Annotated in this window: 12 protein-coding genes and 1 pseudogene; 4 read left to right on the forward strand and 9 right to left on the reverse strand. The window is 63.7% G+C overall.

Annotation, left to right across the window (positions count from 1 at the left end):
- Positions 1-32: 32 nt before the first annotated feature.
- From CUV01_RS17115 to CUV01_RS17130, 4 genes are read right to left on the reverse strand one after another with little or no spacing between them, the layout of a single operon-like run.
- Complete coding sequence (locus CUV01_RS17115; RefSeq protein WP_101461532.1) at positions 33-2135, reverse strand: hypothetical protein; 2103 nt, start codon at positions 2133-2135, stop codon at positions 33-35.
- Positions 2132-4930 (reverse strand): DUF4159 domain-containing protein, encoded by a 2799-nt coding sequence (locus CUV01_RS17120; RefSeq protein WP_101461533.1) that lies wholly within the window; start codon positions 4928-4930, stop codon positions 2132-2134. Before CUV01_RS17120 ends, CUV01_RS17115 begins: the two co-directional genes overlap by 4 nt.
- Positions 4930-5799 carry a DUF58 domain-containing protein gene (locus CUV01_RS17125; RefSeq protein WP_232962331.1) on the reverse strand — a complete coding sequence of 290 codons (870 nt, stop codon included), beginning with the start codon at positions 5797-5799 and terminating at the stop codon, positions 4930-4932. Before CUV01_RS17125 ends, CUV01_RS17120 begins: the two co-directional genes overlap by 1 nt.
- Positions 5796-6818 (reverse strand): AAA family ATPase, encoded by a 1023-nt coding sequence (locus CUV01_RS17130; RefSeq protein WP_101462193.1) that lies wholly within the window; start codon positions 6816-6818, stop codon positions 5796-5798. The genes CUV01_RS17125 and CUV01_RS17130 overlap by 4 nt, the downstream gene beginning before the upstream one ends.
- A 63-nt stretch (positions 6819-6881) precedes the next feature.
- Between CUV01_RS17130 and CUV01_RS17135 the strand changes: the two genes are divergently transcribed.
- From CUV01_RS17135 to CUV01_RS17150, 4 genes are all read left to right on the forward strand, one after another.
- Positions 6882-7427 (forward strand): DUF1285 domain-containing protein, encoded by a 546-nt coding sequence (locus tag CUV01_RS17135; RefSeq protein WP_101461534.1) that lies wholly within the window; start codon positions 6882-6884, stop codon positions 7425-7427.
- Between the two features lie 9 nt (positions 7428-7436).
- Positions 7437-8192, forward strand: a complete 756-nt coding sequence (locus CUV01_RS17140; protein WP_101461535.1) for a hydroxypyruvate isomerase family protein — start codon at positions 7437-7439, stop codon at positions 8190-8192.
- A 497-nt stretch (positions 8193-8689) separates the two neighbouring features.
- Positions 8690-10510: a translational GTPase TypA gene (gene typA, locus CUV01_RS17145; protein WP_101461536.1), complete on the forward strand. Its 1821-nt coding sequence runs from the start codon at positions 8690-8692 to the stop codon at positions 10508-10510.
- A gap of 246 nt (positions 10511-10756) precedes the next feature.
- The gene (locus tag CUV01_RS17150; RefSeq protein WP_101461537.1) at positions 10757-11362 is read left to right on the forward strand and encodes a TetR-like C-terminal domain-containing protein; all 606 of its coding nucleotides are present in this window, start codon (positions 10757-10759) and stop codon (positions 11360-11362) included.
- Here CUV01_RS17150 and purU read toward each other — a convergent pair.
- The 5 genes and pseudogenes from purU to hflK form a co-directional block, all read right to left on the reverse strand.
- Positions 11359-12243 carry a formyltetrahydrofolate deformylase gene (gene purU, locus CUV01_RS17155; RefSeq protein ID WP_101461538.1) on the reverse strand — a complete coding sequence of 295 codons (885 nt, stop codon included), beginning with the start codon at positions 12241-12243 and terminating at the stop codon, positions 11359-11361. The two genes, CUV01_RS17150 and purU, sit on opposite strands and share 4 nt — an antisense overlap.
- A gap of 90 nt (positions 12244-12333) precedes the next feature.
- On the reverse strand, positions 12334-12657 hold the full coding sequence (locus CUV01_RS17160; RefSeq protein WP_101462194.1) for a 2Fe-2S iron-sulfur cluster-binding protein: 324 nt from the start codon (positions 12655-12657) through the stop codon (positions 12334-12336).
- A gap of 128 nt (positions 12658-12785) precedes the next feature.
- Entirely contained in the window at positions 12786-14342 is a 1557-nt protein-coding gene (locus CUV01_RS17165) for a Do family serine endopeptidase (RefSeq protein WP_232962333.1), read from the reverse strand.
- Between the two features lie 588 nt (positions 14343-14930).
- Positions 14931-15735: pseudogene (hflC, locus tag CUV01_RS20380) on the reverse strand (protease modulator HflC); the annotation flags it as partial.
- A gap of 68 nt (positions 15736-15803) precedes the next feature.
- Positions 15804-17018, reverse strand: coding sequence for an FtsH protease activity modulator HflK (gene hflK, locus CUV01_RS17175; RefSeq protein WP_101461540.1), 1215 nt, complete (start codon positions 17016-17018; stop codon positions 15804-15806).
- Positions 17019-17100: the final 82 nt, after the last annotated feature.

Consider the following 17100-nt stretch of genomic DNA (forward strand, 5'->3'; position numbering starts at 1 on the left):
CGGGTTAGCAACGCGGTGACGGCTTGGCAAGCTTATCGCGCCGTGGCTCGGCGGCCCTCGGCCAGCCACCCGGCCAGCATCAGCCCAGCGATCAGGCCCAACCAGGCCCATGCCGGCAGCAACGGGCGCCGCGAAAGGCCTGTGACAGTGGCGGCCTCACGCGGGGTGATGGCGATCCACTGACCGCCCACACCCTGGCCATGCGCGGTGCGACCCTCGGCGATGGTGCGCAGATTGGGCACACCATCAGACAGGCGCAGCACCGCGCCGCCGGTGGCCTCTGACAGCGGGCCAAGCTTGGCATCGCTGGCCACGGTTTCCTCGAATTCCTTCGGTGCCGCCGGACCCAGTACGATGACGCGCGTCATCTCGCCTTCGCTTAGCCGGTAAAGGCCCGGACCGGGCGCCTGCCAGTCGGCGGTAAAGCGGCCCGGTTCGCTTTCGCTCAGCTCGATATCGGTTTGGCTGCCATCAGGGGCCGTGATGGTTACGGGCCCGATCGTTTCGGCCATGCTGCGACGGGTGACGCGCAGCGCAAGCCCCGGCAGTTGAGCGGCCAGCAGGGCCTCTTCTTCCAGATCGGGTTCCTGCATCGACCAATGGGCGATGCGGCGCAGCAGTTCCAACTGCGGACCGCCGCCTTCAAAACCGCGCCCCCATAGCCAGACCTGATCGCTGGTCAGCATCGCGACGCGTCCTTCATCAACACGGTCCATGATCAGCAGCGGCAGATCATCCTGCCCGGTCATCACCACCGAGCCGCGATCAAGCGTGACTTCGCCCATGCGGATCCAGCGGCCCCAATCGCCCTCGGACGGTGCCTCGGCGTCAGCGGCGGGCGCCCCCGGCAGACCCGTGGTCACGGGATGTCGCCTGCCCGCATCGGTCAGTTGCGGGGTAAAGGGCTGCTCGATCACGCGGCCGGTCGGGCGGGCCGGCAGGATCTCACTCAGGGGCGACAGGTTCAGGCTTTCGACGCTGGACATCTCTGGTCCCGCCGCGACCAGCACCGCACCGCCATCGCGGACATAGCGCACGATATTGCGGAAATAATCTGGCGGCAGAATGCCGCGGACGCGATAGCGATCAAAGATGATCAGGTCGAAATCTTCGATCCGTTCAAGAAACAATTCGCGCGTAGGAAAGGCGATCAGCGACACCTGATTGACCGGCACGCCATCGGATTTCTCGGGCGGGCGCAGGATGGTAAAGTGGATCAGATCAACGGCGGCGTCCGATTTCAGCAGATTGCGCCACGTGCGTTCGCCGGCATGCGGCTCGCCCGAGACCAGCAGCACGCGCAGCCGGTCGCGCACGCCGGTGATGGTGACGGCGGCCGAATTGTTCCGATCGGTCAACTCGCTGTCATCGGGCGAGTCGAAGCCCAGTTGAATGACGTTCTGCCCGGCATGATCCGGCGTGACCGGCAGTTCCAGCGATACGCCCGGCGGCACGGCAAAGACCTGTTCAGGCCCGCCATCCAGGCTGATACGCAGATTGGCCGAGCTGCCTGCAATGTCGTCGGGCACCGCGCCCTGATCCTCGATCCGCAGGCGGATGCGGACCTCTTCGTCGATCAGGCCAAAGGCCGGGGCCTCTTCGATCACCAGACGCCGGTCCCAGTCATCGGGATTTCCGGTCAGCAAGGTGTGAACCGGCGCCGGAGCATTGGCCGGGATCATCGGTGTGTCATGGGCCTGCCCGTCGGTGACGGAAATAATGCCAGCGATGCGGGCATCGGGCTCGGCTGCGATGGCGCGGGTCAGGGCGGTGCCGATCAGACTGCCATCGGGATCATCGCCAACGGTCACGCGACGCAATTCGGTGTCGGGCAAGGCCGCAATCTCGGTCGCCAGCGATTCTATCGCGGCATCGGTCTGGCCATTGCGGTCCGGCAGGGATTGGCTGGCGCTGCGATCATCCAGCAGGATAACGATATCGGACAGCCCGGCACGCGCGCCGATTTCCAATGCAGGCCCGGCAAGGGCTGCAGCCGCAGCCAGCCCGGCCAGACCACGCCAGGCCCAGCCCCGCAGGCCGCGCCACAGGGCAAACCCTGCCATCGCCAATGCCAGCGCCGCCAGCGCAGCAATCGCCCACCAGGGCAACATCGGATCAAAGCGAAGCCCGGTCATGGCATCACCTCTTCGCTGCGCAGCCGGTCCAGCAGGGCGGGCACATGGACCTGATCGGACTTATAGTTGCCGGTCAGCACATACATGATCAGGTTGACCCCAAAGCGGATGGCCATCTCGCGCTGTTCCTCGCCTTCAAAGCCGCGCCCGACGGGAAAGCGCGGCATGCCTGCGGGATCAACCGCCCAGGCCTCGGCCCAGCTATTGGCACCGATCACCACCGGGGTAACGCCGTCGTTCAGATTGCGAAACGGCACGCCCTCGGCGGCCTCGGCGCCCGCAGGCGGGGCCTCGACCCAGACCGTACGGCCACGCCAGCGACCGGGAAAGTCATCCAGCAAATAGAAGGCACGGGTCAGGACGTGATCTTCGGGGACCGGCGCAAGTGGCGGGATCTCCAACGGTGCGGCGAGTGTTTGCAGGGTCGCGCTCATGTCCGGGCCACCGACGCCCGCCAGATCGCCATCGCGGGTGTCAAAGAGGATCATCCCGCCCGAGCGCAGGAAATGGTTCAGCCGCAGATAGGCCAGCGGCGACGGCATCGGCTGGCCCTCGGTCACGGGCCAGTAGAGAAAGGTCAGCATCGACAGGTCATCGGCGTCCAGGTCGATGCCCACAGGCTCGCCCGGTTCGACCGAGCTGCGATAGAACAGCGCGCGCGACAGCCCGTCCAGACCCTGACGCGAGGTTTCGTCGATCTGGTCATCGCCCGTGATGACATAGGCCAGAGCCACCTGGTTGGCGGCGCGCAACAGTTCAGGATTGACGATCTGCGAATTGGCCGCAGGCGGTTGGGCCTGCTGCGCCATTGCGCCGGGCTGCGGCAACACCAACAACAGCGCGATCAGCCCGGCGGTCGCGGCCCCGCGCGCCGACGCCCGGCGGCGCCCACGCCCTCCGCCCAGCCAGGCCGAGCCAATCGCATCCAGCGCCAGCAGCACCGCCGCCGCCGCCAAGAGCCAGCCGGTAAGATTGCGGCCCAGGCCTTCGGTTGTGTCTTCGATCACCGCGCCGGGCCACGCGGCAGGGACCAGCGCCGCGCCGGCATTCAGCGCCTGGTGCCGCTCGCCCGCGACATAGATGCCGGCGGGGTGGCCGGGGCCAGCGCCTAGCGCCAGTTCATCGCCTGCGACCGGGGCCAGATCGCCCGGCCCTTCGGCACTGCCAAACCCGTCCAGTATCGTCTCGGGCGTCCAGAACGCCTCGTCGCGATCCTGCGCCGGCTGCTCAGAGAGGTTGCTGCTCTGGGCCGAAGCGATCAGCCGGTCCAGCATCTGCACGAACAGCCCCGATATCGGCAGGTTCGACCACGTGGCATTGGCGGTGATGTGAAACAGCACCAGCTGCCCCTGCCCTTGCGGGGCGCGCGTGACCAGCGGCGTGTCATCCGACAGGGATGCAATGGTGCGCTGCGCCAGATCCGGCGCGGGTTGGGCCATCAATTGTGCCCGGATCGTCACATCATCGGGCGGCGTGAGCCCGGCAAAGATGCCGTCACCCTCGAAAGGCGCCAGCCCGCGCGGGTCGCCCCAACTCAGCGCGCCGCCGATATCGCGGCCACCTGAGCGCAGGCGAACGGGCAACAAGGGTTCATCGGTCAGTTGCTCATAAGCGGCCATGCGCGGCCCGGCAAAGCGGATCAGCAGACCGCCCTGATCGACCCATTCGCTGAGTTCAGGCGCCTCATCCTGCAACAGCTGGTCCGCCAGAATGATCACATCGGGCGCTGTATCCAGCACATCGCCCAAGCCGCCCTCGGCCAGATCGGTGGTCGGAGCAAGCGCGCGGCGCAGATAATGCACGGGCGACAGCAATTGCTGCCCCTCGGCAGCACTGGCGGCGTCGCCCACCAGCCCGACCTTGCGACGACGCACCCGGTCATCGGCCAGCACGACGGCGCCGGCATGATTGTCGCCCTCGATCTGAAAACGGGTGATCCGATTGCGCAGTTCCGATGGCAGGTCGATCACGACAGGACGGCTAAGGTTGTCGGCACCGGCAGCACCCGGGGTCAGCCGGGCCAATTCGCGCTGGATCCCCTGAGGGTCGGGTCCGATGGCCAGAATATCGGGCGCGCCATCGTCCAGGGAATGCAGCGTCAATGAGGGCGTATCGCCCGCATCCAGCGTCAGCGCGCGCAGGGGCTGACTGGGCGGCACCACAGTGACCGACCCGCGCGCCGTCAGTTCGGTCAGCCAGTCGGTGCGGTTCGGATGATCCAGCCCGTCGGCAATCCACAGCGTGTTCAGCCTGCCCTCTGGCTGGTCGGCCAGCACCTCGGCGGGGTTATCAGGCAGCCGCGTTTCCCATGCCATCGGAACCGTGGCGCGCAGACGCGCCTGTAAATCACCGGCCGAACTGAAGGCCAGGGTGCCGACCTGCTGACCATCCGCCATCAGCAGCGCCGCCGGGCGGCCATCGGCGGCTGCATCCTGCAACGCACGCTCGGCCCGCGCCTGACGTTCGGCCCAGCCCGGCGCTGCGGCCCAGCCCGCATCCATGACGATCAGCAGCGGCCCCGGCTCTGCCTGCCGCAGAACCGGTTTCCAGACAGGCCCGGCAAAGGCAAGAATCAGCAGCGCCATGGCCGCCAGCCTCAGCAGCAGCAGCCACCAGGGCGTGCGCCGCGCAACCGGAACCGGATCCCGCAGGCCCAGCAGCAGCCCGACGCCCGGAAAATCCTGCAACCGGGGCGAGGGCGGCATGGCCCGCAAAATGATCCACAGCACCGGCAGGACAGCCAGCGCCGCGAGGATCCACGGTGTCAGGAACCCAAGAGGGCCAAGGATCAGCATCAGCCCCCCAAGACCTGATAAAGCCACATCAGCGCGGTCGAGGGCGCGGTGGCCGTGACATGCGTGCCAAAATGCCAGCCCGCGCCCAGAGTTGAGCGGCGCAGCAATTCGCGCCGCAGGGCCAGCCGTTCCAGATAGGCCGCCCGCAGCCCGCCCGCATCGCGCGTATCGTGACTGATCTGGCCGCTGAGCGATCGGAACAGCACGGCGCCATCGAAGGGAAAGACCTCTTCATCCGGGTCCAGAACCTGCAATAAAGCCCCCGAAACGCCCAAGGCCGCCGCCCGCGCCAGATAGGCGCTGACCCAGGCCGGATCACCCAGAAAATCCGATATCAGCACGACCCGCTGATTGGGCCGCAGCGATTCAAGCGGCGGCTGATCGGCATCAGTCCCGCTATCGGCCTGCGTCGCCAGTTGCTGCGCCAACCGATCCGCCTGCAACCGCCCCGAACGCGGCGGCTGCCCGGCCAGAGCGACCTTTTCGCCACCGCGCAGCAGCACCATGCCAAGCGCCAGTGCCAACAGCCTTGCGCGGTCCAGCTTGGTCGGGCGGCTGTCATCGCCGCGATAGGACATGCCCTGCCCCGCGCTGACCCAGATTACCGCCGATTGTGCGGTCTGCGCCTCGCGGTCACGAACGAATTGCGCATCCGACCGCGCGCTGCGCCGCCAGTCGATGCTGCGCGCGGCGTCACCCGCAGCGGCCGGGCGATATTGCCAGAAATCCTCGCCCGGACCGGCACGGCGCAAGCCGTGGGCACCTGGCGCGATTGTCACGGCCAACCGCTCGGCCGACAGGACCAGCGCCGGCAGGCCACCGGATTCGACCTCGGCCCTTGCGCGCAAATTGGCGGGGGTCAGCGTCACGCGGCCCTCGTTTCGCCCGTCCGTTCATCCAGCAGCCGGGCAATCGCGCCATCGACGGTTTCGCCCCGCGCCCGCGCGGTGAAGGACAGCGCCATGCGATGCCGCAGCACGGGTGCAGCCAGCACCTCGACATCCTCGATGGTCGGGGCAAAGCGCCCGTGCAGCACAGCCCGCGCGCGCGTTGCCAGCATCAGCGCCTGCGCGGCCCGGGGACCCGGCCCCCAGATCAGGCTGTCGGAAACCCAGGGCGATGCCTCTTCGGCGCCCGGTCGTGCCGCGCGAACCAGCGACAGGATCGCCTCGACGACGCTGTCGCCCACCGGCATCTGCCGGATCAGCCGTTGTGCGGCAATCAGCCCTTCGGGATCAAAGGCCGCATGGGCCGCGCCCTGGATCAGCCCGGTTGTGGCCAGCAGGATATCGCGCTCGGTCATGCGGTCGGGGTAGTCGATGTCGACCTGCAGCAGGAACCGGTCCAACTGTGCCTCGGGCAGCGGATAGGTGCCCTCTTGTTCGATCGGGTTTTGCGTGGCGAGCACATGGAAGGGCCGGCCGAGCGGACGATGCTTGCCGCCGATGGTGACCTCATGTTCCTGCATCGCCTGCAGCAGTGCCGATTGTGTCCGGGGGCTGGCCCGGTTGATCTCATCGGCCATCAGCAATTGGGTAAAGACCGGGCCTTCGATGAACCGGAACTCGCGACGGCCATCGGCGGTCATGTCCAGAACTTCCGAGCCCAGAATATCGGCAGGCATCAGATCCGGGGTGAACTGGATGCGCTGCGTGTCCAGCCCCAGCACGGTGCCCAATGTCTCGACCAGCATGGTCTTGCCCAGACCCGGTTGTCCGACCAGCAGCGCATGCCCGCCAGACAGGATCGCGGCGAACACCTGTTCGACGACGGCATGTTGCCCGACAAAGCGTCGTTCCACGCTGGAGCGGGCCTGTTCCAGCCGCGCGCCCAAGGCTTCGACCTGCTCGACCAGTCCGCCATCCGTCTGATTTTCGTCCGCACCCATGACAACGCCCTGTTTCTGATTTAGACCAAGCATAGATAGTAGAAGTTGGGGCGACCATATCGAATGGTGGATCAGGCTGACAATCGCGTGAATGCGCAGGGCATCGCCGAGGCTGCCCGCAAGGCGGGTAAAAAGGGGCTGCCACCCGTGCATTTGTGGGATCCGCCCTTTTGCGGCGATCTGGATATGCAGATCAGGGCGGATGGGACATGGTTCTATCAGGGCACGCCAATCGGCCGACAAGCCATGGTGCGGCTGTTTTCCACCGTGCTGAAACGCGAGGGCGACGATTACTTTCTGGTCACCCCGGTTGAAAAGGTCGGCATTCAGGTCGAGGACGCACCGTTCGTCGCCGTCGACGCCGAGATCCTGCCCGACCAGATCACCTTTACCACCAATGTCGGTGACGAGGTGACCGCCAATGCCGACAATCCGATCACGATTCGCGGTGACGCAAGCCAGCCCCGACCCTATGTGCATGTGCGCCGGGGCCTTGAGGCGCTGATCGACCGCAAGACCTTTTACCGTCTCGCCGCTGCCGCGGAAGAGGGGGACGATGGTCAGGTCGGCGTGCGCTCTGGCGGCCGGTTCTTTCGGCTGGAACCATGACGCCGCATCATGGAAAAATTTGCAGCGAACCTGACATTTCTGTTCACCGAATTGCCGGTCCTGCAGCGGTTTGAGGCCGCACGGCGCGCCGGTTTTACCGGGGTAGAACTGCTGTTTCCCTATGATCTGTCCGCCCGAGACCTCGCCCGCGCCGCGCAGACGAACGGTCTGGACTTCGTGTTGCTGAACGCGCCGCCGCCCAACTGGACCGGGGGCGCGCGCGGTTTCGCCGCCGATCCGGTGCAATCTGACCGCTTTCGCAGCGATTTTCGCCGGACTTTGCGTTTTGCGCAGGCCCTGAACGCAAAGCATATTCACATCATGTCCGGTATCGCCCAAGGCACGGGCGCTCATGACACTTTCATTGAAAATCTTGCATGGGCCTGTGCCGAGGCCCCCGATGCGAGCCTGATCATCGAGCCGCAAAACAGCGATGACATGCCGGGTTATTTCCTGTCTGATTTCGATCTGGCCGCCGAGGTCATCGGCACAGTCGGCGCCCCCAATCTGGGTCTGCAATTCGACAGCTACCACGCCCACCGCATCACCGGCGATGTCATTGGCTGCTGGCAACGCCATGCGGCCCTGATCCGCCACGTACAGATCAGCGGCCATCCTGGGCGGCATGAACCGGATCGCGGTGATTTCGATTTGGACGCGTTCATGAACGCGCTGCGGGAAGACGGCTATCAGGGATGGATCGGCGCGGAATATACCCCTGCAGCAGGTACGCTTGCCGGGCTAGGCTGGTTGCCCAAGCACTAATCCGGATGACGTTATCACTTTCGCGGGAACCACGGGCCGCGCCGTTCGTTCGTTCACCAGTCGAAGCCTCCTCGAATGAAGGGTGGCAGCAAAGTAAATATTCGGAGAAGCAGATGCATTCCATCATCTATATCGTCGGTCTGGTCGTTGTTGTTCTGGCCGTCGTCTCGTTCGTCATGTAACGACAAGGGGCCGGTTGATAGACCGGCCCCAATGTCGAACTGCTTTTCAGGACCTGGACCATGAACGCGATCATTTACATCATCGGTCTTGTGCTCGTGCTTTTGCTGATCTTTTCGTTTCTCGGCATTCGATAGGCGCGTTCGATGACGGCCCCTGGGCCGCGCCCGAAAACGGCCCATCGCAGTAGGACCCACCGCTTATAGTCACACTCGGACGGTTCCTCCGTCGCGTCGGCCCCTCATTGAGGCGATTCCGTCTGGTCTTTCTGCGACCAATTCGCTAGGGCGGCACCGCATATTAGAGGACGCGCCCGAATGGATATCCGCAACATCGCCATCATCGCCCATGTCGACCATGGGAAGACCACGCTGGTGGATGAGCTGCTCAAACAGTCAGGCGCATTCCGCGAAAATCAGGCCACGGCCGAACGCATGATGGACAGCAATGACATCGAGCGCGAGCGCGGCATCACCATTCTGGCCAAGGCCACCTCGGTCGAATGGAAAGGCACGCGGATCAATATCGTCGACACGCCAGGCCACGCCGATTTCGGCGGCGAGGTAGAGCGCATCCTGTCGATGGTCGATGGCGTCTGTCTGCTTGTCGATGCCGCCGAAGGCCCGATGCCGCAAACGAAATTCGTGACCTCCAAGGCGCTGGCGCTTGGGTTGAAGCCCATCGTCGTGCTGAACAAGGTCGACAAGCCCGCAGCCGAGCCAGACAATGCGCTGAACGATGTGTTTGACCTGTTCGCCAACCTCGGCGCGACGGACGAGCAGCTTGATTTTCCTCATGTCTATGCGTCTGGCATCGGCGGCTGGGCTGATGAGGCGCTGGACGGTCCCCGCAAGGATCTGTCGGCCCTGTTCGATCTGATCCTGCGCCATGTCGAGCCGCCGAAACAGATCGCGCATGCGGGCGAACCCTTCAAGATGCTGGCCACCACGCTTGGCGCCGACCCCTTCATCGGCCGTATCCTGACGGGCCGGGTCGAGGCTGGCCGTGCGAAGGCCGGCGATACACTGAAAGCCCTGTCGCGCAGTGGTGACCGCATCGAGCAGTTCCGCATCAGCAAGGTTCTGGCTTTTCGCGGCATGACCCAGCAGACCATCGACGAGGCCGTTGCAGGCGATATTGTGACCATCGCGGGCATGACCAAGGCCACCGTGGCCGATACGCTGTGCGCAGCCGAAGTGGACACCGCCCTGCCCGCACAGCCCATCGACCCGCCCACCATCAGCGTGACCTTTGGCATCAATGACAGCCCGCTGGCCGGTCAGGACGGCAAGAAGGTGCAGTCGCGTGTGATCCGCGAACGGCTGATGAAAGAGGCCGAATCGAACGTCGCCATCAAGGTTGAGGACACAGACAGCGGTGACGCTTTCGTGGTTTCGGGCCGCGGCGAATTGCAGATGGGTGTTCTGATCGAAAACATGCGCCGCGAAGGGTTCGAGCTGTCGATCAGCCGCCCTCGCGTGATCTATCGCGAAGAAGACGGCGTGCGGCTTGAGCCGATCGAGGAAGCCATCATCGACGTCGATGACGAATATACCGGCGCGGTGATCGAAAAGCTGACCGGCGACCGCAAGGGTGAGATGGTCGATATGCGTCCCGCCGGCGTCGGCAAGACGCGCATCGTGGCCCATGTCCCCTCGCGCGGCCTGATCGGCTATCACGGTGAATTCATGACCGATACGCGCGGCAATGGCGTGCTGAACCGCATTTTCCACGGTTGGGCACCCTATAAGGGCCCAATTCAGGGTCGCCGTCAGGGCGTGCTGATCAGCATGGAGAACGGCGTTTCCGTCGCCTATGCGCTGTGGAATCTGGAAGATCGCGGCAAGATGTTCATCGGTGCGCAAGAGCAGCTGTATACCGGCATGATCATTGGCGAACATTCGCGCGACAATGATCTGGAAGTGAACCCGCTGAAGGGCAAGAAGCTGACCAACGTGCGCGCATCTGGTACGGATGAGGCTGTTCGCCTGACACCGCCGGTGCGCATGTCGCTGGAAGAAGCCATCGCCTATATCGACGATGACGAGTTGGTCGAGGTCACGCCCAAGAACATTCGCCTGCGCAAGCGCTTTCTCGATCCGCACGAGCGCAAGCGCCAGGCCCGCGCAGAGGCCTGACGTCCGGTTGCAACCATCAATTCAATGGGGCGGCATTTGACAGACGCGGCCCCACCATCCCTGTGGTTGCGCGGGGCACCGGTCAGCGACCCCTGCGATTGAAAATTCAAGGCGAATCGTCGCAGGCCCATTTTTCTCTCTGCATTCAGGTCACTTGGTGATAACGTTAACGTCATCATGAAGGGTTCTGGTTCACATAAACCGCGCCCCATAGCGGGCCTCCACGACAGCGTCAGTTCGGCGCTGATGGAGATGCTTTCATCCCACAGACCCGCGCTGCCCAGCCTGCCCGAGATTGCAAAACATGCCGGTCAGGACGTTGAGGCGGTCGAAAAGATCTTTGGTTCCGTGCAAGAGGTCTTGGACACATTGGCCGAACAGGGGCTGATGAAACTTGTCGATACTTGCCTGCGCACCGTGACAAAGGCACCGCCAGACGATCCAGCCGTCCAGTTCCGGGCGCTCAGCACAGCCTATTTGGAATGGGCCTGCGACAATCCCGAACAGTTCCGGCTGCTGCAATACAGCAAACTCGTCGATATCGAAGGCAACGAGAAGCTCGCGCGTTACGTTCGGTCCATGCACGATGTCATGCTACGTCTGCTGCACAATGCTCAGGAACGTGGGCAGATCGTAAAGTCCGCCGATCCCCATCTGATGCTGCTCACCGGCCGGGCCCTGTTACTCGGGCTGGCGCGGATGGTGATCGACGATAACATGAACGAATGGCATCCGGGAACAACCGCGCGTAAGGCCGCGCAGAGAGCCCTGGACGACTATATGGACGCCATGACCATCGCCAGTGGCTGGACCAACTTCAAATCGCCGACGACAACAGACGCCGCCAGTTAACCCATCCGTTCTGACGCGTAACCACCTGGACTTGCAGGGAAAACCACCGTCTTGTTGCCGTTCTGAAAGACGCGGTGATGGATATGGGCATGAATGGCGCGCGCCAAGACCTGCGCTTCGACATCGCGGCCCAATGTCACGTAATCGGCCGAGGATTGGGCATGGGTGACACGCGCGGTGTCCTGCTCGATGATCGGTCCCTCATCCAGATCAGCCGTGACATAATGCGCCGTCGCGCCGATCAGCTTCACCCCACGCTCGAACGCTTGCTTGTAAGGGTTCGCACCCTTGAAGCTGGGCAGGAAGGAATGGTGGATATTGATGATTCGCCCCGACATCTTTTGGCACAGCGCATCTGACAGGACCTGCATATAGCGCGCCAACACGACCAGATCGGCCCCGGTTTCGTCCACGATTTCCAACAACCGCGCCTCGGCCTGCGGCTTGTTCTGCGGCGTCACCTTGACGTGGAAAAACGGCAGGTCGTGGTTCACGACCACTTTCTGATAGGTCAGGTGATTGCTGACGACGCCGACGATCTCGATCGGCAACGCACCGATCTGCCAGCGATAGAGCAGATCGTTGAGACAATGCCCGAAATTCGACACCATCAGCAGAACGCGCATCTTTACGGTCGGATCATGGATCGCCCAGTCCATCTGCAACGGTTCTGCCACCGCGTCAAAGACCGCGCGCAGACCCTCTGCATCGGCACCTTTCTCTGAACGAAAGCTGACGCGCATGAAGAACATGCCGTTGGCCATATCGTCGAACTGGGACGAATCGGTAATATTACAGCCATGTTCGGCCAGAAAGTTCGAAATCGCAGCGACGATACCGCGACGCGAGGGGCAGGTGACGGTCAGGACAAGTTCGGACATGGCTAGAATTCTCCGGTCATTCATCGCCACCTACCGCGGCCTGCGTCTGCACCTGATGCGTCAGGCGACATTTTCAGACGAAAGGCGACCTCAGATCTGGCGTTCGGGCATCTGCACGACCAGCCCGTCCAACGCATCAGAGACTTTCAACTGGCAGGTAAGGCGAGAGCGCGTGGGATCGGGCTCATAGGCGAAATCCAGCATGTCCTCTTCCATCGGATCCTTGGCCGGCAGCTTTTCGACCCAGGCGGGATCGACATAAACGTGGCAGGTCGAGCAGGCGCAGGCGCCGCCGCAATCTGCCTCGATGCCTGGAATGCCATTGTCGCGCGCGCCCTCCATCACGGTCATGCCGTTGCGGACCTCGACCTCGTGGGGGGTGCCGTTATGCTCGATATAGGTGATCTTGGCCATCGTCTCGTCCTCATTATCGCAGCCGGGATAAGTCATTCGGCCCACATTGAAAAGGGCAGGAAGACCCTGCCCTTTCATCGCTGTCAAAATACGCCGGCCAGCGGGGCAAAGCCCCATATCCGCCGGTGTCAGTCCTCTTGGATGGGCAAGGCGACAAAGCGCGGCTCGCCGGCCCGACGGATCAACAGCAGGATGGACTTGCGGCCTGCATCACGGGCGGTAGAGATCTGGGTTTCCAGATCGGACAAGGCGACCAACGGTTGCTGACCGGCCTCGACGATCACGTCGCCAGCCGCCAGACCCTTTTCGGCGGCAGGGCTGTCAGGCGCGACCTCACGCACAACGAGGCCCTTCATATCGCCAGGCGCACCCAGTTCCGATGCGATCTCGGGTGTCAGCACCGACAGCGACATGCCCATCATGTCGCTATTGCCGTCGTCGGGGTTTCCGGCCGTGACGGAACTGGCCGTGCCCTGCCCTTCGGCCAGCTCGCGCCGGCCTAGCGTGACTTGCATCTCAACGCGCTCGTCATCACGCAAGACGGCGATCTGCACGGGCTCGCCGGCCGGAGAATCGGCCACACGGCGCACCAACTCGCCCGAATCAGCAACAGGACCACCGGCGAATTCGATCACGACGTCGCCAGCTTCAAGCCCGGCATCCTTCGCCGGTCCGTCCATGACCTCGCTGATCATCGCACCACCCGAGGCATCCATGCCCATGGCCTCGGCCATGTCCGGCGTCAGGTCCTGAATACTGACCCCCAGCCAGCCGCGCCGGGTCTCGCCATATTCCTGCAACTGATCGACGACCTTGGTGACCACATTAGAGGCCATCGAAAAACCGATCCCGATCGAGCCGCCGGTGGGCGACAGGATCGCGGTATTCACACCGACGACCCGGCCCTGCATATCGAACAGCGGGCCGCCCGAGTTGCCGCGGTTGATGGCGGCGTCGGTCTGCAGGTAATCGTCGTAGGTGCCCGCCAATTCGCGATTGCGGGCCGAAACGATGCCGGTCGAGGCCGAAAAGCCCTGCCCCAACGGGTTGCCCATCGCCAGCACCCAGTCCCCCATGCGCGCCGTGTCGGAATCGCCGAATTCGACAAAGGGGAAATTCTCGTCGGACATCACCTTCAGCAGGGCGATATCGGTCTTGGGATCGGTGCCGATTACTTCGGCCGGCTTCTTTTCGCCCGAATAAAACTCGATCTCGATCTCATCAGCGCCCTCGATGACGTGATTGTTGGTCACGATGAAACCGTCGGCGGAAATCACAAATCCCGAACCAAGCGCGTTCGACCGCTGCTGGCCGCGACGACCCTCTGGCCCGCTGTCAGGAATGCCGGGAATGCCGAAATCGCGGAACAGATCCGAGAACGGGCTGCCTTCGGGAAAGTTCGGTCCCTGACCGAATGCGGGCTGCGAGACGACTGAAACGGTTGTGATATTGACCACTGCCGGCGCGACCTGTTCGACCAGATCGGCAAAGCTGTCCGGCATCACCTGCGTCGCAGGTGCCTGCAGGGGTTGGTTCTGGTTGGCGGCCTCCTGGGCCTGCTGCTGAACCTCTGGGGAAATGTCCGTCGGCTCGTTCTCAGCGGCTTGCTGAGCGCCGGCCACACCCAGGCCGATCGACAAAGCGAGCGCCGAAGCGGTCAGGACGTTCCGTGATATCGGTTTCATGCGGTTGTTCCTCATGTTTATTCTACGGTTCCGGCGGGCCATCGACGCGCGATTGCGAGGCGTCGGAATCAACGTGATATGAACGGAATATAGTGCGGCGTTGCAAATAAACCACGCTCTCGGATGGTGAACTGATCGTGACCATTGTTACGAAAAGGGCGGGTTCGCATCGCGACCCGCCCTCTTTTTTCTATCAGTTGCCGTTTTCTTCTTCGGCAGGAACTGGTTCGGCCTCTTGTTCTGGCGCAGCGGGTTCAACCACCTCCTCAGCCGCCGGTTCGGTGGCCTCGTCGCCTGCTGGCTCGGCGGTGTCGCCGTCCCCGGCTTCGACCGCGGCAGGCGGCACGACGGCCGAGGGCTCTTCCGGCGGTGTCACCAGGCTTTCCGGCACAGGCGTCAGGGTGACGCCGGCAGACGCACCGAGGGGTTTGCCTTCGCGATCCGTTACCGTCGGCGTGACCAATGGTTCGTCGCTTTCTGCGGTCGTCGCCGCCGCATCGACTGCGCCATCCGCACCGTTTTCATCCGCGTCCGCGTTGCTGCTGACGGGCGTCGATGGCGCTGGTTGCGGGGTTGCGCCCTCGGACCCATCGCTTGCGAGATAGTCAAAGAACTCGCTGTCGGGCTGCATCACGAAAGAGCTGTTGCTGCCCTGCAATGCACGCTCATAGGACTGCATCGAACGCGAGAAGGCGAAGAATTCCGGATCGCGGCCGAAAGCGTCGGCATAGATCGCGTTCCGGGTTGCGTCAGCTTCACCGCGTACGATCTCGGCCCGCTTGCGCGCCTCGGAGGTCAGTTCCACCACGGTCCGGTCGGCTGCAGCGCGAACACGCTGCGCGGCCTCGTTACCACGGGCAACCTCGTCTGCGGCCTCGCGTTCACGTTCGGCCCGCATCCTTGCATAGGTGGCCGAAAGGTTCTGCTCGGGCAGGTCGGTGCGCGTCAGGCGAACGTCGATGATCTCGACGCCCAGCCCGGCAGAGTTGCGCCGTGCCTCGTCGCGGATCTGGTTCATCAGGCTGGTCCGGTCATCCGACAGCACGTCGGTCGACGGAACCGAGCCCAGAACTTCGCGGATCGCGGTCTTTACGATCGGCTCAAGGCGCACCAGCGCCGCATCGATGCCGCCAGCACCAACGGCCTGACGGAACCGCACGACGTCGGTGATCCGCCAGCGGGCGAAAGCATCGACGACGAGGCGGCGGTCATCCAGCGGCGTGACCTCCAGCGGGGTGGTGGGCAGGCCCAGGATGCGGTCGTCATATTTCACGACATTATCGAGGAAGGGCACCTTGACCGCGAGGCCCGGCTCTTCCTTGACGTCGACGACGCGACCAAGACGCAGGACCAGCGCTTTTTCACGTTCGTCCACGATGAACAGCGATGCCATGATCGCGACGGCAATGACGATGATCGCCGGTATGGCGATGATGGACAGGAAAGATCTGCGAGCGGCCATCAGTTATCCCCCTGGCTGTCATTGGTCGAGTTGTCAGTGGGACGGTCGCGGCGCAACTGGTCCAACGGCAGATAGGGCACCACGCCCGATCCGCCCTGCATGGTGCCAGCGTCGAGGATCACCTTATCGACATCGCCCAGAACGCGCTCCATCGTTTCCAGATACATCCGGCGGCGGGTCACATCCGGCGCCTTGACGTATTCGTCATAGACGCTGTTAAAGCGCGCGGCTTCACCTTCGGCCACGTTAACGGCCTGCGCGCGGTAACCTTCGGCCTGTTCCAGAACCGAGGCTGCCTCACCACGGGCTGCGGCCAGAACGCGGTTGGCATAGGCGTCGGCCTCTTTTTCCAACCGGTCGCGTTCCTGCTGAGCGGCTTGCACTTCGCGGAAGGCGTCGATCACCTCTTGCGGCGGATCGGCCCGGTCAAGGTTGACACGGACAACGCTGATCCCGGATTCGTAGACATCCAGCGTCTGCTGGACGGCATCCTGCAGATCCTCGGCAATCGCACCACGGTCGCGGTTCAGGATGGGTGCCAACTCGCTGCGGGCGATAATGTCGCGCATGGCGGATTCGGCGACCGCACGGATCGTGTCGCGCGGATCGGCCAGGTTGAAAAGGTATTTCGCCGGATCGTTGATGTTCCAGACGACCTGATATTCCATATCCACGATATTCTGGTCGCGGGTCAGCATCAGACCGCTATCCATCGGCCCGGTGCCGGTGCCGATCTCGGTCACGCGTTCACCGGTGACCTGCACGATTTCAGCCGTGACAAAGGGCCAGGGCGCGAAGTTCAGACCCGGCTCGCCAACGCCCACGGCGTCACCGAACAGGAACTCGACGCTGCGCTCTTCCGGCTTGACGGTGTAAAAGCTCATGAAGCCCCAGACCAGCACCAGGCCAAGGCCGATCAGTCCAATGGTGGATCGGTTGAGGCTGAAATTGGGCCCCTGCCCGCGTCCACCGCCGCCGCCATTTGGCCGGCCGCCGCGTCCGCCGCCCATCAGGACGCGCAGGCGTTCCTGGCCCTTTTTCATCAGCTCGTCGATTTCGGGCATCGATTCGCCGCCCTGACCGGGGCGCTCCGGGCGCTGCGGGTCACGTGGCGGGCGTTGGTCCCCCCATGGACGGTTCGAGGGGCGCTTTCCGTCCCCATCATCGCCGCCATTATTGCCGCCGCCTCCGCCCCAGGGGCCCTGATTAGCCATACATATGCCCTTTTCGCCTATCAATTCGTTGGGTGCAAAACTGGGGTTGAGAGGGGAAATGTCAAGCCTTGGCCGCCCCGCC

It is taken from the genome of Paracoccus tegillarcae (genome assembly GCF_002847305.1).
In the GTDB taxonomy this organism is placed as follows: Bacteria; Pseudomonadota; Alphaproteobacteria; order Rhodobacterales; family Rhodobacteraceae; genus Paracoccus; species Paracoccus tegillarcae.